This is a genomic window from Flavobacterium sp. IC2-16, assembly GCF_055521455.1.
In genome coordinates this window covers 1775393-1791969 of the sequence record NZ_CM145480.1, presented here as the reverse complement: position 1 = coordinate 1791969, position 16577 = coordinate 1775393, and the positions used below count along the sequence as shown (strand labels likewise).

Sequence of the window (16577 nt, the reverse complement as noted above, 5' to 3'; positions counted from 1 at the left end):
AAATAACTTTTACACAAAAAAACACCGAAAATTTTATTTCAATATACCTTTTTTCAAAATCTGACCAAATTCATACATATCTTCAAAAGAACAGTAAAAAGGCACTGGAGCCAATCGAATTACATTTGGTTCCCTCCAATCGGTTATTACACCATTTTTCATTAAGTACTCAAACAATGCTTTTCCTTGACCATGTAAAAATACTGATAGCTGGCATGCTCTTTCTGACGGATTAGCGGGTGTAATAATTTCAAATTCGGTGCCTTCAATTTCACTATCAATTTCGTGAAGAATAAATTCTAGGTAAGCCGTTATTTTATCTCGCTTTTCTATTAATTTATCCATACCTACTTCAGCAAACATTTCAACTGAAGCCAAATAAGGCGCTAAAGAAATTACCGGAAGATTACTTATTTGCCAACCTTCTGCACCTTGCACGGGTTCGAACTTAGGCTCCATTAAAAAGCGACGCTCTTTATTATGTCCCCACCAACCTGCAAATCGTGGCAAACTAGAATCTTTATGATGTTTTTCATGTACAAATATTCCAGATACATTTCCAGGCCCAGAATTCATGTACTTATAGCTACACCATGCCGCGAAGTCAACACCCCAATCATGAAGATTCAGTTTTATATTTCCAGCAGCGTGAGCCAAATCAAAACCAACATAAGCTCCATATTTATGACCTACTTCCGTTATGGTTTTCATATCAAAAACCTGACCCGTATAGTAATTTACGCCTCCTATTAAAACCAAAGCCAGTTCATCCCCAACTTCGTCAATTTTAGCAAGAATATCTTCTAAACGTATATTATGTTCACCTTCTCTACGCTTAACCTCAACGATAGCCTCTTTAGCATCGTAGCCGTGAAAATTTACTTGACTCTGAAACATATATTGGTCACTCGGAAAGGCTTTTTCTTCGCAAATAATTTTATATTTTTTTTCTGATGGACGGTAGAAAGAAACCATCAGCAAGTGTAAATTTACTGTTAGTGTATTCATTACAGTAACTTCACTTGATTTCGCTCCAACAATTTCACTCAATGGAGCGGCAAAACGTTCTTGATAATCCCACCAAGGTTTATTGGCATAAAAATGTCCTTCAACAGCTAAATTAGCCCAATCACTCATTATTTCATCAACATACGCCTGTGTTCGCTTAGGTTGCAGACCAAGTGAGTTTCCGGTAAAATAAATCACTTTTTTTCCATCTACTTTAGGAAAAATAAACTCGTCTCTATATCTACTCAATTCATCTTGAGCATCTAACTGTTGTGCAAACTCTCTTGTATTTTGAAATATCATGATTTCATTTTTTATGGATGCAAAAATAATAAATTTTAACAACTTGTTATTTTATTTCGCTTACGATATCCTTAACTTTTATAACACTTTGAAATACATTCGTTATTAAACCTCAATTGCATTTTTTTAAGGCCACAAAATAAAACTTTAAATTAAATAAACAAGTTTTTACATGCTTGTCTTGCTAAGGAGATTATTTATATTTGAAAAAAATAGTTTCCTATGAAATACAGTACACAAATTGAAATTAATCAACCTATTGCCAAAGTAATTGAATTGTTCGACAATCCTGACAATATGGTTAAATGGATGGAAGGTTTAGAGAGCTTTGAACATTTAAGTGGCGAAGTTGGCCAACCGGGAGCCAAGTCGAAACTAAAGTTTAAAATGGGAAACCGAAAAATGGAGATGATTGAAACTATTAGCGTAAGAAACCTACCAGAAGAATTTAGTGGTTATTATGAAATGGACGGAGTAACCAACCATATACGAAATAAATTCACTGCTATTTCTGACACTAAAACACTTTATAGTACGGACAATGAATTTGTGATTAAGAATAATTTTACCATGAAACTTTTCTCCATACTTATGCCATGGATGTTTAAAAGTCAGAACATAAAATATTTAAAGAGCTTCAAGAAATTTGCAGAAAGTCAATCATAAAAAAAGCGTTCATTAAGAACGCTTTTTTGTATTATAAAATTAACATTGCATCACCGTACGAATAAAACTTATATCCTTCTTTGATAGCCTCATCATAAGCTTTACGCATTAAATCATGACCACAAAATGCTGAAATCATCATCAATAATGTTGATTTAGGCGTATGAAAATTGGTAATCATACAATCCGCCACACTAAAATCGTAAGGAGGATAAATAAATTTATTGGTCCAACCCACAAACGGGTTTAATGTTCTTGAAGAAGAAACCGAACTTTCCATGGCACGCATGGTTGTAGTTCCAACAGCACACACTTTGTTTTTGTTAGTTTTGGCTCTATTCACAATATCACAAGCTTCTTGAGAAATTTTAAGCTCTTCGGAATCCATTTTGTGTTTTGACAAATCTTCTACTTCAACCGGATTAAAAGTTCCCAAACCAACATGCAATGTTACTTCGGCAAATTCTACACCTTTAATTTCAAGGCGTTTCATTAAATGCTTAGAAAAATGCAACCCTGCTGTTGGTGCAGCAACCGCTCCTTCTTCTTTGGCATAAATGGTTTGGTAACGTTCTGCATCTTCTGGCGTTACCTCGCGATTGATATATTTTGGTATAGGTGTTTCTCCCAATTCCAATAATTTCTCTCTAAATTCCTCATACGAACCATCGTATAAAAAACGCAAGGTTCTACCACGAGAAGTAGTATTATCAATAACCTCAGCCACTAACGAATCATCGTCACCGAAATACAATTTATTTCCAATACGAATTTTACGAGCTGGATCAACTAACACATCCCACAGACGTTGTTCTGCATTCAATTCTCTTAACAAGAAAACTTCAATTCTTGCTCCAGTTTTTTCTTTGTTTCCATAAAGACGAGCCGGGAATACTTTAGTATTATTCAACACCATAACATCACCTTCATCAAAATAATCTAAAACATCTTTAAACAATTTGTGCTCAATAGTTTGTGTTTTACGATTCACCACCATTAAACGAGCTTCATCTCTGTTTTCGGCTGGAAATTCGGCTAAAAGTTCTGCCGGAAGATTAAAATTGAAATTCGATAACTTCATTATATGAATTTTAAATTGACTGCAAATATACTATCGCGAAAGAGGCGTTGTCAAGTGTTTTGATGTTTATTTTAAGAAATTGAGTATTTACAACACTTCAGAAAATTGAAAACCAACCGATTTTAAGTCGTTCCAAAAATCAGGATACGATTTCGAAACAACTTCGGCTTCTTCAATAATTATTGGAACACGAAGTGCAAGCGGCGCAAAAGCCATAGCCATCCTGTGATCTTGATATGTTTTTATCGCTATATTTTCGTTGATTGAAGTTGACGGTTTTAAATGCAACGATTCATTGGTTACTGAAATATCCGCGCCTAATGTGGTCAACTCCGCTTTTAACGCTTCCAAACGATCGGTTTCCTTGATTTTCAAAGTGTGTAATCCGTACAAATCACAACCGATGCTTAAACCAAAACACGTTACGGCAATGGTTTGGGCAATATCCGGAGAATTATTTAAGTTCTGGGTTATGTACTGAGCCTTATGTTTTGTCGCCTTCGTAATTGTGATAGAATTAGCGTTCTTAAAAACCGTTTCCACACCAAAATCCTGATAAATTTCAGCTAAAACGGCATCACCTTGTAGGCTGTTTTTTTTGTAACTCGACAAGGTAATTTGGGTTCCAATTTCAGACAAGGCTACAATTGAATACCAATACGAAGCCGAACTCCAATCGCTTTCAACTATTAGCTGTTGGTTTCCGACAGATGGTTTTGGATGAACTTTAATATGATTTCCTTCGAAAGAAGTTTCAATACCAATTTCATTTAGTAAAGCCAAAGTCATTTTGATATAAGGAACCGAAGTGATTTCGCCTTCTAATTTCAATTCTAAACCGTTTTCCAATTTTGGTGCAATCAACAACAACGCCGAAATATATTGGCTACTCACATTCGCAGGTAACGAAACCTTATTTTGTGTTAGTTTTCTCCCTTTGATTTTTATGGGCGGAAAACCTTCATTTTCAACATACGAAATCTCTGCTCCTAATTGTTGTAACGATTCAACTAAAATTTTAATTGGTCTTTCTTTCATTCGTGAAGAACCTGTCAGCACCACTTCTTTTCCTTCCTGAATTGCAAAAAAAGCGGTCAGAAAACGCATGGCAGTTCCAGCATGGTGAATATCGATGATGTTCTCCGAAGATTTCAATGCTTTAACCATCACTTCAGAATCGTCGGAATTCGAAGTGTTTTCCAGAGTAAGATTGGAATACAGAGCTTGCAACAATAACAACCGATTCGTTTCCGATTTGGAACCGGAAATACAAACAGTCGATTCCGACTTGATATTGGATTTAGCAAGCTGTAAATTCAAAACTATTTCAGTTTTTCGTTATTATGGTGACGATCGTGATCGCGCTTGGTTTTCAAATCCATTTTCTTATCGAAAGCGGCTTGCAAGTCTACTCCGGTTTGATTGGCCAAACACAAAACCACAAAAACCACATCGGCTAATTCTTCACCTAAATCTTTGTTTTTGTCGCTTTCTTTTTCGGATTGCTCGCCATAGCGACGCGCAATAATTCGAGCCACTTCACCTACTTCTTCAGTAAGTTGCGCCATATTGGTCAATTCGTTAAAGTAACGAACGCCGTGTTCTTTAATCCAATTATCGACGTCTAATTGTGCGTTTTTAATGTTCATCACTCTTTATTTTTTGTATCAATTAATATTGTAACAGGACCATCGTTAATTAATGCCACTTTCATATCGGCTCCAAATCTACCTGTTTGTACATTTTTGCCAAGTTCTATATCCATTTGTTTTACAAAAGCTTCATACAATGGGATAGCAATATCGGGCTTAGCTGCTTTTATATAGGATGGTCTATTCCCTTTTTTGGTAGAAGCATGCAGTGTAAACTGACTTACGACAATACAATCACCATTCATATCTTTTATTGACAAATTCATCACTTCATTTTCATCTGGAAAAATACGAAGGTTAGCTATTTTTGATGCAAGCCAAATAATATCCTCTTGAGTATCGGCCTCTTCTATACCCAGTAAAATAAGTAGTCCCTTATCAATTTGAGCCACTTTTTCTCCTTCAATAGTCACCGAAGATTCTAAAACTCGCTGTAATACTGCTTTCAAATGATTCTAAATTTATGATTGTCGTGTTTCGTCGCTCGCTTTTCTGTCGTCACCGTAAATATCAGTTCGATACTGTTCATCATCACCTTCTAAAATTTGCAAATAACTTTTATACCGCGACCAAGCGATTTCATCTTTATCTAAAGCCGCTTTGACCGCACAATGAGGTTCTTCTTTATGCAAACAGTTATTGAACTTACATTGATTTTTTAAGGCAAAAAATTCCGGAAAATAATCTCCAATTTCTTCTTTTTCCATGTCTACAATTCCGAAGCCACGAATTCCTGGCGTATCGATAATTTTAGCACCAAAAGACAAATCAAACATTTCAGCAAATGTAGTAGTGTGTTGTCCTTGCGAATGCGAATCGGATATTTCTTTGGTTTTCAAATTTAAAGTGGGTTCTAAAGCGTTGACCAACGTAGATTTCCCTACTCCGGAATGTCCTGAAAACATAGAAACCTTATCTTTCATCATAGCTTTAAGTTCTTCCAAACCTTTATTTTCTTTTGCAGAAACTCGCAAGCATTGATAACCAATCGTTGAATAAACATATTGTAAATACAATTGTTCGTCTAGTGTGGCTTCATCGTACGTATCAATTTTATTAAAAACTAAAACTGCCTCAATACCATAAGCTTCAGCAGTTACTAAAAAACGATCAATAAAACTGGTTGTTGTTGGCGGATTATTTATGGTCACTAATAAAAAAACCACATCGATATTTGTAGCAATTATATGAGTTTGCTTAGACAAGTTAACCGATTTTCTGACGATATAATTTTTACGATCGTGAATATTGATTATTGTTCCTGTAGTAACATCGGTGGAATCTTCTAACTCATAATCGACTATATCACCAACCGCAATAGGGTTTGTACTTTTAATACCTTTCAAACGAAATTTGCCTTTGATACGACATTCTAGAAATTTGTCATCATCGGTTTTAATCGTATACCAACTTCCGGTAGATTTATAAACGGTTCCTGTCATGCAACAAAGATATTGCTTCTTTAATTAATAAAAAAGGCTGCAAAATGCAGCCTTTTAATTTTGTACCTAGATACTCAATTACATATATCTGTAACCAATACCTTTTTTAATAACTTGAGAACCTCCTAAAGAGTTTGAAGAAGCCCCTACAGTAGATTTATCAGCTGTTTGTAAAATAAATGGACATTTCATTGCTGCAGCTGCCATTTTTAATTTTTTCTCAGCTTTTTTATCACCTGTATTTCCAGTATGATAGTTAATTAAACCCGTTTTACCTCTTACTTCCTCACCTTTTTTCAATCCTGCGATGTAAGCTTTGTCTTCTAAAATAACAACTTTTTCCCAATCATCTTCACCGTTAACAACGATTTTCTCAGTGATATCTTCTACACGACCACTTTTACCGTAAACAATTTTTTCAATTGCATACTTACTTAAAGTGTTTTCAGCATCTTCACCATCATACTTAAATACAACAGTGTACTCTTCAACTTTAACAACTTTTCCTTCTACAACCTCACCACTGTGTTTGTAGATTTTATCAACTTGAGCACTCACAACACTAGCCGTAAATAAAAGGGCTAACAATAAAAAATTTTTCATGTTTATCTATTTAAATTTGGAAAGGCAATATTACTAAAATTATGTTAATTTGATATACGACAGTTGCCGTATTTTTTAATTATTTAATTTTTTGTTAACCACTTTTTCCTGATGTGAGATGCTTTCTTGATGAATTGCCTTGAAGAGTTTCAGAATAAATTCTTCGCTGAGTCCTTTTTGCTCACCTTCTTCAATCATTTTCCCTAAAATTTGATGCCAACGAGCACTTTGTAATACAGCCACATTTCGCTCTTTTTTTAACAACCCAATAGCATCGGCAATTTTCATTCGGTTGGCCAAAATAGTTACAAGTTTTGCATCCAATTCATCTATCTGAGTTCGTAGTCCAGCCAACTGTTGGTTATAATCATCGCCTTCATCGGTTTCTTTACGAATTTTCAAATCATTAAAGATTTGTTTCAAAGCAGTTGGAGTTACTTGTTGTGCTGCATCGCTCCAAGCTTTATCGGGATTGCAATGCGTTTCTATCATTAAACCATCATAATTTAGATCTAATGCTTGTTGCGAAACTTCTAAAATCATGTCTCTCCTACCTGATATATGAGATGGATCGCAGATTAAAGGCAAATCAGGAAATTTACTTTGCAACTCGATAGCAATTTGCCATTCTGGTATATTTCGGTATTTCGATTTTTCATAAGTAGAAAACCCACGATGAATCACGCCTAAGTTCTTAATCCCCGCATTATACAGTCGTTCTATACCTCCCAACCACAATGACAAATCTGGATTCACAGGATTTTTCAACAATACAATTTTATCGGTTCCATGCAAAATATCGGCAATTTCTTGAACCGCAAAAGGGTTTACTGTAGTACGAGCACCAATCCACAGTACATCTATATCATATTCTAACGCTAATTGTACATGATGCGCATTAGCTACTTCAACAGCAAGCAATAAGCCTGTTTCTTTTTTAGCTCGTTGCAGCCATTTTAACCCAATTTCACCAACACCTTCAAATCCACCCGGACGTGTTCTGGGTTTCCAAATACCTGCTCTAAAAATAGACACATCCGAATTTTTTAATTCGTGTGCAATTTCTAAAACTTGTTCTTCGGTTTCGGCACTACAAGGCCCCGCAATTACTAATGGATGCGACAATTGAAAGGCATCCAACCAGTTACGCATTGTTTTACTGTTTTCCATAGTTTTACAAAATTAGCTTTTGCTATTCAAATTTGAGCAAAAAAAATCCCGATATTTAATCGGGATTGTATTGTATGATATATTGACTTCACTTCATTACACACCAAAACAACCCCATTTGCTTTTCCAAGCAAACCAAGTCATAGTGTTCCAAGCAGTGTTATTACTCTGATTCATGGCGACAAATGTAAAAAATTTCGTTTGAATAAACTAAACTTCACAAATAACCATTCATTTATTTTGTTACTTTTGTTTCAAACTTGTGTGATATGTCTATTGAAGTACAAAATATTTCTAAAAATTACGGCGAACAAAAAGCGTTAGATTCTATTTCTTTCTCAGTAAAAAGAGGTGAAATTGTTGGTTTCTTAGGCCCAAACGGTGCTGGAAAATCAACTTTAATGAAAATTTTGACAACGTATATTAGTGCAGATGAAGGCAACGCATTAGTAAACGGACATGATGTATCAAGTACTCCAAAAGAAGTTCAAAAATCTGTTGGATATTTACCGGAACACAATCCCTTGTATTTGGACTTATATGTTCGTGAATATTTAGCATTCAATGCCGACGTGTATAAAGTAAACAAATCACGAATTGACGAAGTAATAGCTTTAACTGGATTGACTCCGGAAAGTCACAAAAAAATTGGAGAACTTTCAAAAGGATACCGCCAACGAGTTGGATTAGCAACTGCACTACTTCACAATCCAGAAGTATTAATATTAGATGAACCCACAACTGGTTTAGACCCAAACCAATTAGTTGAAATTCGCGACCTGATTAAAAACATCGGAAAAGATAAAACCGTTTTTCTTTCTACACACATTATGCAAGAAGTGGAAGCTATTTGCGACCGCGTTATTATTATCAACCAAGGAAAAATAGTAACCGATAAAAACTTAGAGCATTTGGTTGCCGATGTGGAAGAACAACTTATTGAAGTTGAATTTGACAAAGAAGTATCCGAAACTATTTTAATGAATATCCCGAATTTGAAATCGGTTAAGAACATTCAAAACAACCATTGGGAACTAACCTTTGAGACCAATGAAGACATGCGTCCGAAACTGTTTGATTTTGCCCAAAACAATGGACTTCGAACACTTCAGCTATCTTTAAAGAGTAAAAACTTAGAGCAAATTTTTAGAGAAAAAACGAAATAAAAAATTCGTTATTGATAAATAATATGCCCGGTATAATGCTGAACGACATCAACTATTGGAGGATGTTGTAAAAGTATAACATTACCATTACTATAGATATTTCCTTCAATTTTATTCACTGGATTTAGAATCATGTCGTTTGAACTTCTTTGAAAAATAAACACGTTGTTTGTATTCAAATCCTTGCCTTCAAATCGTGAATCGCCAGCGTAAAAAGAAACGTTTAAATAATTTACATATCCTTTTATTCGGAACATGGTTGTGTTATTATTTTCAACGACCAATTCTTCACAATTTACATTCATTGTAAAAATATTAGAAGCTGTTTTTCCAAACAACCCTTGTTGCAAATGCAAATGAGGAAAATTTAAAACCCCATTAGAAGACACATTAAACTGAGATGATGAATATATTTTTTTAAGGTTTGGAACAGTTACTACTGCTTTTACTGGCGACTCTGATCCTAATTTACAATTCAAATTATTTTTCACTAGCAACGTAGAATCTGCAGAAACTACAGCCGACATTTCATCAATAATATTTTCTCCGGCAACCAAAGTAACTGAAATTTCATCTCCTTGCTGCACTACTAATTCTACCCCTTCACCAATATTTATCTTATCAAAAAATAGAGTTGACACATTTTGATTAACCAAACTTCCAGTACTTCTATAGCAAGCCGGAATTATTTCTGAACTGCAAGAAACCAATCCTAAAAAAGCAAAAAAAAGTAAAACTATCTTCTTCATATTACAATCGAACTCCAATATTAAACTCTAAAGCTTCTGCTCTAGAAATATGTGTTTTTAAACTCATTCCCGCAGAAATATTTTTTGTAATATAATATTTTGCTCCTAACCTTTGATATATGCTACCAAATTTTTGTGATGGGTCATACACATAATATCCCATTTGTGTATCTATGGCTAATTTATCTATAAACAGCTCATGTCCCGCAAAAACACCAACACGTCTATAATCAGCATTACCATCATAACCTGATTCATAATAAGCAATGGCTTGATACTTAATGAATTCTTCTAGATATTTCATCCAAAAAACATCAGTTCCCAGTTGAATCGCACTTTTTCGGTTAATTCTTTTATCCACATACATAGATGCAACATAAAATGGATACTGACCACTATTCACCACATCACTTTCATTTATACCTGTTCTAAAAACCAAATTGTATCGAATTGGCTCTGTGAACTTTTCTTTTTCATGTGAAATGTACTCTTGAGATTCTTTGCTATCAAAATTATAATTCACGCCAACGTTTATAGCAATTGTATTCGTACTGGTATTGGGCGCTTTAATATTAGCATTGGAATGATGTACAAAATTAACGCCGGCCTGTACACCAAAATTTTTCCACACATATGGTTTATGATAATTAAGCATGAAATATGTTGAAGGCATATAGCGTGCCCCGTAAGCCAGATTTCTGTAGTTTGTTTCCCTATCGTAAGGATTTGTATTATAGGCAATACCTTGACCCACGCGAAGTTGCAATCGTCTGCTTAGAAAATAAAAACTAAAATGACCGTATAGGCCGTACAAATTACCTAATTCGGGATTTTTGTTGTTTTGAAATTGAAAAGAAAGTCCGTAATCCGGATAATTATACCAAGCTTCCCATTTTTTAGAACCAAATGTTTTACGGTTAAAACTAAGAATAGTTCCTTCAGGATGCCCTTTAATTAAATGTAAGATGTTGGTGTGGTGCGGCAGAATGCTTCCGTAGAAATAATTTGCATCTACAAAATAGTTTTTAGATTCCTTTTCTTGAGCGATGGAAACAAAACAAAACAAAAGTAAAAAGTAGGTAAATTGGCGCATTTGTTTTTTGAAAATCAAGCAAATATACTAGATTTTCAAAAATTGAAATTATTTTTTTTAGTATGACACCAAAACCTCTTCTTGTTCTAGATACTCTTTGCTGGTATTGAACTTTTCAATGAATTTTTTTCTCAATTCGTTGTATTCAGGTTCAATAGTGCGTATAGCATAAATTTTAAAACCTTGATTCAATTCTGCAGTATTGGTAATGTTATCTATAGTTGAACCATATTCATAAACTGCTATCTTCAAGAACATAACAGCACTTTTTTCTTTATTGTCTTTAAAATAACAATCGGCTATTTCATAACAAATTTCCCTTGCCTTATCATGGTTTTTTTGTTCCTCTTTTAATGCTTTTAAATAAAATTTTATAGCTTTAGAATATTGACTCTCGTTCTTTAGACGAGCAGCTTCTTGAAGATTATCATCACTACCTGATTTGGCAATTGATGTTGAATATGCTGCAGAAAAGCAAAAAATAGCTACGATAAGTGTATAAATTGTTTTCATAGTACTAAAGGTTAAGTTCATTTTTTTGGAGAATTAAATTTAGTAAAAAAATATTAAAAACCAAAAAAAAATAAAATTTTATCAAATTAATTGTTAAAATTTAAAAAACTTCAGTCGCAATAGCTTTAATATTAGTTGCTTTCCCCATAGAATAATAATGCAACACAGGGATACCCGCTTTTTGTAATTCTTTACTTTGCTGAATACACCATTCTACTCCTATTTGCGAAACCGCATCATTATCTTTTGCCTTTACCACTTCCATAACCAAATCATCAGGCAAATCGACTTTAAATCGATGAGGAATTAAATTGAGCTGTTTTTTGGTTGCTATAGGTTTTAATCCCGGAATAATTGGCACAGTAATTCCTGCTGCTCTACATTTGGCTTCGAAATCAAAAAATTTCTGATTGTCAAAAAACATTTGTGTCACAATATAATTAGCACCATTTTTAATTTTTTGTTTTAAAAAATAGATATCACTATCCATGCTTGGCGCTTCCATGTGTTTTTCAGGATAACCCGCAACACCTATACAAAAATTAGTAGCCGTCGAATTTTTTAAATCATCGTCCAGATATATTGCTTTATTTAAATCAGAAATCTGCCCAACTAATTCCGATGCATAGCTATGGCCATCTTTTTCAGGCTTAAAATAAATCTCGCTTTTAACGGCATCACCTCGAAGTGCTACCACATTATCAATCCCTAAAAAATCTAAGTCAATTAAAAAATTCTCGGTATCCTCCTTTGTAAATCCGCCACATAAAATATGTGGAATTGCATCTACTCCATATTTATTCTGAATCGCTGCACAAATCCCAACAGTCCCAGGCCTCTTTTTTACAATCTTTTTTTGCAATAATCCATTAGACAATTCTTTAAACTCATATTCTTCCCGATGATACGTTACATCAATAAATGGCGGATTAAACTCCATCAAAGGATCAATTCCATCAAAAATTGATTGAATGTTTTGCCCTTTTAAAGGGGGCAATATTTCAAAGGAAAATAATGTTTTTCCATTTGCATTTTCTATATGTTCGGTTACTTTCATTTTAAATTTTGAGTTATAAGGAATAAGAAATAAGGGATAAGTTACTCGTCATTTCATTTTACTTATGCCTTGTCCCTTTTCGCTCTTTACTTTAATCAGCTATATTCGGATTCAACCATTTATTGGCGTATTCGTAAGTACAATTTCTTCGTAGGGCATAATCGCGTACTTGATCTTCTTTAATTTTACCAAGACCGAAATACTTACTTTCTGGATTTCCGAAATAGTATCCTGACACTGAAGAAGCCGGCCACATTGCCATGCTTTCCGTCAGTTTCACACCTATTTTTTCTTCCACATTTAACAAACTCCAAATGGTTGGCTTTTCTAAATGGTCAGGACACGCCGGATAGCCCGGAGCCGGACGTATTCCTTTGTAGGCTTCTTTGATTAATTCTTCATTAGACAAATGCTCTTCCGAAGCATACCCCCAAATCTCTTTACGGATTTTCTCGTGCAGGTATTCCGCAAAGGCCTCTGCAAAACGATCGCCCAAGGCTTTGACCATGATGGAACTGTAATCGTCATTCGCTTCTTCAAATTGTTTGGCTTTTTCATCGACCCCAAAACCGGTAGTTACACAGAATGCTCCCATATAATCCGTTTTTTGACTTTCTTTTGGTGCAATGAAATCCGCTAAGGCAATATTCGGTGCGCCCACGGTTTTTTGAGATTGCTGACGAAGGGTTAAAAAAGTTTCCAACAACTTACCGTTTTCGTCGTACAATTCGATATCGTCCTCTTGTACCTGATTTGCCGGAAAAATACCGTAGATTCCTTTTGCCTCTAACCAGTTTTCTTCTAACAATTGTTGCAACATTTTTTGCGCATCGGCAAACAAAATTGCTGCCTGCTCGCCTACTACATTATCGGTTAAAATCGCCGGATATTTTCCGAACAACTGCCAAGATTGGAAAAACGGCGTCCAGTCAATGTAAGGCACCAGTTCTTCCAACTTCACTTCTATGGTTTTTGTCCCGATGAAGTTTGGTTTTTTAGTCTCAAAATTATCCCAATCCAATTGCAGTTTATTCGCTCTGGCCTTTTCAATCGTATGATAACTCTTATCACGCTGACGGTTTAAAAACGTTTCACGGAAAGTCTCGTACTCGGCACGAATGGTACTGGCATATATTTTTTTATCCTTGTTTAATAAATTTCCGGCTACGGTTACGGCTCGTGAAGCATCGTTCACATGCACTACCGTTGATTGATATTCCGGTGCAATTTTGACAGCGGTATGCGCTCGCGAAGTTGTCGCACCCCCAATCATAATCGGAATTTTGATGTCGCGTTTGTCCATTTCTTTGGCCAGATACACCATCTCGTCCAACGAAGGCGTAATCAAACCGCTCAATCCGATGATATCTACATTTTCCGCAACTGCCGTTTCGATGATTTTCTCCGGCGGCACCATCACTCCTAAATCGATGATTTTAAAATTGTTACAGGCCAAAACCACCGATACAATATTTTTACCGATGTCGTGCACGTCACCTTTTACCGTGGCCATCAATACTTTCCCAGCCGAGGAAGTTTTTCCGTCTTTTTCCGCTTCTATATAAGGCAACAGATAAGCTACCGCTTTTTTCATCACCCGGGCGGATTTTACTACCTGAGGCAAAAACATTTTTCCGCTGCCGAACAAATCACCCACCACATTCATACCGGCCATCAAATTGATTTCGATAACTTCAATGGGTCTTGTGGCAGCTTGTCTTGCTTCTTCCACATCAACTTCGATGAACTCATCGATTCCCTTCACCAAAGCATGCGTAATTCGATCTTGAAGTGAACCGCTTCGCCACTCCTGAATCGCTTTTTCGTTAGATTTTACATCGCCTTTAAAGCTTTCGGCTAAATCCAGCAATCGTTCGGTGGCATCGTCCCTTCGATCTAATAAAACATCTTCTACATATTCTAATAAGGTCGGATCGATTTCATCGTACACTTCTAACATTTCCGGATTCACAATTCCCATGGTCATCCCATGTTTGATGGCATGGTACAAAAACGCGGAATGCATCGCTTCACGCACTTTATCATTCCCACGAAACGAGAACGACACGTTACTTACGCCACCCGAAATATTGGCAAACGGCAGGTTTTCACGAATCCATTTGGTCGCTAAAAAGAAATCCAACGCGTTGCGGCGGTGTTCTTCCATTCCTGTTGCCACTGGAAAAATATTCGGATCGAAAATGATGTCTTCCGCTGGGAAGTTGATTTCATTAACTAAAATATCATACGAACGCTTACAGATTTCAATACGTCTTTCATAGGTATCGGCCTGACCAACCTCATCGAAAGCCATAACAATCACGGCAGCTCCGTAACGTTTGATTAATTTCGCATGATGCAGAAAGGCTTCTTTCCCTTCTTTCAAACTGATGGAATTCACCACGCATTTTCCCTGAGCCACTTTTAATCCCGCTTCGATGATTTCCCATTTGGAACTGTCAATCATCACGGGTACTCTGGAAATATCAGGTTCGGACGCGATTAAGTTTAGGAATTTGGTCATGGCATACACGCCGTCCAACATTCCTTCGTCCATGTTGATATCGATGATTTGCGCGCCGCCTTCCACTTGGGCGCGGGCAATATCCAACGCTTCTTCGTATTTCTCTTCTTTGATTAAACGCAGAAATTTTCGGGAACCGGTTACGTTGGTACGTTCGCCGACATTCACGAAATTGGTTTCGGGCGTCACGATTAACGGTTCTAATCCCGAAAGTTTTAAATATTTATGACAAGCTCCTTCACTCATTATGCTTCCTCCAGTACTCTTGGTTTATACTTAGCAGCTACCTCCGCAATTAATTTGATATGCTCCGGGGTAGTTCCGCAGCAGCCGCCTATGATGTTGATTAAATTATCGTCTAAATAGTCCTTGATTAAACCTTGCATTTCCTTCGCCGTTTGGTCGTATTGTCCGAAGGCGTTGGGTAAACCTGCATTGGGATGCGCCGAGATATTAAACGACGTATTGTGCGCCAAACGTTTCAGATACGGTTTCAACTGATCAGCGCCCAAAGCACAATTGAACCCAACACTCAATAACGGAATGTGCGAAATCGAAATTAAAAACGCTTCCACGGTTTGCCCGGATAAGGTTCTGCCGGAAGCGTCAGTTATGGTTCCCGACACCATGATGGGAATGTCGATATTGCGTTCTTCTTTTACTTCTTCGATAGCAAAAAGAGCAGCTTTGGCGTTTAGCGTATCAAAAATAGTTTCCACCAACAACACATCACAACCCCCATCGATTAAGGCTTCCACCTGTTCTTTGTATGCGATGCGCAACTCATCGAAAGTAACCGCACGGAATCCCGGGTCGTTCACGTCGGGACTCATGCTGGCGGTTCGGTTGGTTGGGCCGATAGAACCCGCAACAAAACGCGGTTTATCAGTAAATTCATCAGCGACTTCACGAGCAATTTTGGCCGATTGGTAGTTTAACTCGTATACCAAATCTTCCATATGGTAATCCGCCATTCCGATGGTGGTACCGGAAAACGTGTTGGTTTCCACAATATCCGCTCCGGCTTCGAAATAGGCACGATGCACCGATTTCACCGCTTCCGGCTGTGTAAGTGACAACAAATCGTTGTTTCCTTTTAACGGATGCGGAAAAGCGGCGAAACGCTCGCCCCGAAAATCTTCTTCTTCGAATTTATAGCGTTGCAACATGGTTCCCATTGCTCCATCAAGAACAAGGATTCTTTTTTTTATCGCTTCGTGTATTGTTGCCATATTTTTTTAAGCTTTAAGCCATTACAAAAATTCAATTCGTTTCTTATCTAGCCCCGGTTGCAGCAACTACCTTGTAGTGCGGAAAACGGGAATAGGGGTTACAAGCAAGCCTAAACCTGTCGCTCCCAATCCTAAAAATATGTTATCATGAAATCCAGAGAGATACCAAAAAAGTATCCTGTTATCTGTCCGCGCGGGCGGTAGAATGTAGCACCTTCTACAAGAGTAGGGTTGCTAAGGCTTCATCGGGTCTAGTCCCTCTGCCTTTCGTGATAACGTCAGCTTGTGCAAGAACGGTGCAAAGCTAACAATTAATTT

At 36.5% G+C, this 16577-nt stretch carries 16 protein-coding genes and 1 riboswitch; of the genes, 2 read left to right on the top strand and 14 right to left on the bottom strand.

What is annotated here, in order from left to right; translation table 11 throughout:
* Window positions 1-33 precede the first annotated feature (33 nt).
* Entirely contained in the window at window positions 34-1311 is a 1278-nt protein-coding gene (gene kynU, locus ACZ1JT_RS08055) for a kynureninase (protein WP_465093328.1), read from the bottom strand.
* A gap of 222 nt (window positions 1312-1533) precedes the next feature.
* Between kynU and ACZ1JT_RS08050 the strand changes: the two genes are divergently transcribed.
* On the top strand, window positions 1534-1977 hold the full coding sequence (locus ACZ1JT_RS08050; protein ID WP_465093327.1) for an SRPBCC family protein: 444 nt from the start codon (window positions 1534-1536) through the stop codon (window positions 1975-1977).
* Between the two features lie 31 nt (window positions 1978-2008).
* Here ACZ1JT_RS08050 and queA read toward each other — a convergent pair whose 3' ends face one another.
* The 7 genes from queA to ACZ1JT_RS08015 all read right to left on the bottom strand — a co-directional run bounded on the left by queA (window position 2009) and on the right by ACZ1JT_RS08015 (window position 7925).
* The gene (gene queA, locus ACZ1JT_RS08045; RefSeq protein ID WP_465093326.1) at window positions 2009-3058 is read right to left on the bottom strand and encodes a tRNA preQ1(34) S-adenosylmethionine ribosyltransferase-isomerase QueA; all 1050 of its coding nucleotides are present in this window, start codon (window positions 3056-3058) and stop codon (window positions 2009-2011) included.
* An 87-nt stretch (window positions 3059-3145) separates the two neighbouring features.
* Window positions 3146-4378, bottom strand: coding sequence for a 3-phosphoshikimate 1-carboxyvinyltransferase (gene aroA / locus ACZ1JT_RS08040; RefSeq protein WP_465093325.1), 1233 nt, complete (start codon window positions 4376-4378; stop codon window positions 3146-3148).
* A gap of 2 nt (window positions 4379-4380) precedes the next feature.
* Window positions 4381-4707 (bottom strand): nucleotide pyrophosphohydrolase, encoded by a 327-nt coding sequence (locus ACZ1JT_RS08035; RefSeq protein ID WP_221259814.1) that lies wholly within the window; start codon window positions 4705-4707, stop codon window positions 4381-4383.
* Window positions 4707-5159 (bottom strand): D-aminoacyl-tRNA deacylase, encoded by a 453-nt coding sequence (gene dtd / locus ACZ1JT_RS08030; RefSeq protein ID WP_465093324.1) that lies wholly within the window; start codon window positions 5157-5159, stop codon window positions 4707-4709. The genes ACZ1JT_RS08035 and dtd overlap by 1 nt, the downstream gene beginning before the upstream one ends.
* 12 nt (window positions 5160-5171) lie before the next feature.
* Window positions 5172-6152 (bottom strand): ribosome small subunit-dependent GTPase A, encoded by a 981-nt coding sequence (gene rsgA, locus ACZ1JT_RS08025; RefSeq protein ID WP_465093323.1) that lies wholly within the window; start codon window positions 6150-6152, stop codon window positions 5172-5174.
* A 78-nt stretch (window positions 6153-6230) separates the two neighbouring features.
* Window positions 6231-6755, bottom strand: coding sequence for a hypothetical protein (locus ACZ1JT_RS08020; RefSeq protein ID WP_465093322.1), 525 nt, complete (start codon window positions 6753-6755; stop codon window positions 6231-6233).
* A 75-nt stretch (window positions 6756-6830) separates the two neighbouring features.
* Window positions 6831-7925: a chorismate mutase gene (locus ACZ1JT_RS08015; RefSeq protein WP_465093321.1), complete on the bottom strand. Its 1095-nt coding sequence runs from the start codon at window positions 7923-7925 to the stop codon at window positions 6831-6833.
* A 269-nt stretch (window positions 7926-8194) separates the two neighbouring features.
* On the opposite strand from ACZ1JT_RS08015, the gene gldA reads away from it, so the two are divergent.
* Window positions 8195-9091 (top strand): gliding motility-associated ABC transporter ATP-binding subunit GldA, encoded by an 897-nt coding sequence (gene gldA / locus ACZ1JT_RS08010; RefSeq protein ID WP_465093320.1) that lies wholly within the window; start codon window positions 8195-8197, stop codon window positions 9089-9091.
* 8 nt (window positions 9092-9099) lie between these two features.
* Here the strand turns inward: gldA and ACZ1JT_RS08005 are convergent, their stop codons facing one another.
* The 6 genes from ACZ1JT_RS08005 to ACZ1JT_RS07980 all read right to left on the bottom strand — a co-directional run bounded on the left by ACZ1JT_RS08005 (window position 9100) and on the right by ACZ1JT_RS07980 (window position 16259).
* Window positions 9100-9840, bottom strand: a complete 741-nt coding sequence (locus ACZ1JT_RS08005; protein ID WP_465093319.1) for a head GIN domain-containing protein — start codon at window positions 9838-9840, stop codon at window positions 9100-9102.
* 1 nt (window position 9841) lies between these two features.
* Window positions 9842-10933 (bottom strand): acyloxyacyl hydrolase, encoded by a 1092-nt coding sequence (locus tag ACZ1JT_RS08000; RefSeq protein WP_465093318.1) that lies wholly within the window; start codon window positions 10931-10933, stop codon window positions 9842-9844.
* Window positions 10934-10990: 57 nt separating this feature from the next.
* Entirely contained in the window at window positions 10991-11446 is a 456-nt protein-coding gene (locus ACZ1JT_RS07995) for a hypothetical protein (RefSeq protein WP_465093317.1), read from the bottom strand.
* A 100-nt stretch (window positions 11447-11546) separates the two neighbouring features.
* On the bottom strand, window positions 11547-12503 hold the full coding sequence (gene metF / locus ACZ1JT_RS07990) for a methylenetetrahydrofolate reductase [NAD(P)H] (protein ID WP_465093316.1): 957 nt from the start codon (window positions 12501-12503) through the stop codon (window positions 11547-11549).
* A 91-nt stretch (window positions 12504-12594) separates the two neighbouring features.
* Entirely contained in the window at window positions 12595-15273 is a 2679-nt protein-coding gene (metH, locus tag ACZ1JT_RS07985) for a methionine synthase (protein WP_465093315.1), read from the bottom strand.
* Complete coding sequence (locus tag ACZ1JT_RS07980; RefSeq protein WP_465093314.1) at window positions 15273-16259, bottom strand: homocysteine S-methyltransferase family protein; 987 nt, start codon at window positions 16257-16259, stop codon at window positions 15273-15275. The genes metH and ACZ1JT_RS07980 overlap by 1 nt, the downstream gene beginning before the upstream one ends.
* Window positions 16260-16437: 178 nt before the next feature.
* A riboswitch (SAM riboswitch) is annotated at window positions 16438-16538 on the bottom strand.
* Window positions 16539-16577 lie beyond the last annotated feature (39 nt).

Coding starts and splice junctions, on each gene's coding strand:
- queA (WP_465093326.1), bottom strand. CDS start 3,058: ATGAAGTTATCGAATTTCAATTTTAATCTTCCGGCAGAACTTTTAGCC.
- ACZ1JT_RS08020 (WP_465093322.1), bottom strand. CDS start 6,755: ATGAAAAATTTTTTATTGTTAGCCCTTTTATTTACGGCTAGTGTTGTG.
- kynU (WP_465093328.1), bottom strand. CDS start 1,311: ATGATATTTCAAAATACAAGAGAGTTTGCACAACAGTTAGATGCTCAA.
- ACZ1JT_RS08050 (WP_465093327.1), top strand. CDS start 1,534: ATGAAATACAGTACACAAATTGAAATTAATCAACCTATTGCCAAAGTA.
- ACZ1JT_RS08035 (WP_221259814.1), bottom strand. CDS start 4,707: ATGAACATTAAAAACGCACAATTAGACGTCGATAATTGGATTAAAGAA.
- ACZ1JT_RS07995 (WP_465093317.1), bottom strand. CDS start 11,446: ATGAAAACAATTTATACACTTATCGTAGCTATTTTTTGCTTTTCTGCA.
- ACZ1JT_RS08000 (WP_465093318.1), bottom strand. CDS start 10,933: ATGCGCCAATTTACCTACTTTTTACTTTTGTTTTGTTTTGTTTCCATC.
- metF (WP_465093316.1), bottom strand. CDS start 12,503: ATGAAAGTAACCGAACATATAGAAAATGCAAATGGAAAAACATTATTT.
- rsgA (WP_465093323.1), bottom strand. CDS start 6,152: ATGACAGGAACCGTTTATAAATCTACCGGAAGTTGGTATACGATTAAA.
- ACZ1JT_RS07980 (WP_465093314.1), bottom strand. CDS start 16,259: ATGGCAACAATACACGAAGCGATAAAAAAAAGAATCCTTGTTCTTGAT.
- ACZ1JT_RS08015 (WP_465093321.1), bottom strand. CDS start 7,925: ATGGAAAACAGTAAAACAATGCGTAACTGGTTGGATGCCTTTCAATTG.
- gldA (WP_465093320.1), top strand. CDS start 8,195: ATGTCTATTGAAGTACAAAATATTTCTAAAAATTACGGCGAACAAAAA.
- ACZ1JT_RS08005 (WP_465093319.1), bottom strand. CDS start 9,840: ATGAAGAAGATAGTTTTACTTTTTTTTGCTTTTTTAGGATTGGTTTCT.
- metH (WP_465093315.1), bottom strand. CDS start 15,273: ATGAGTGAAGGAGCTTGTCATAAATATTTAAAACTTTCGGGATTAGAA.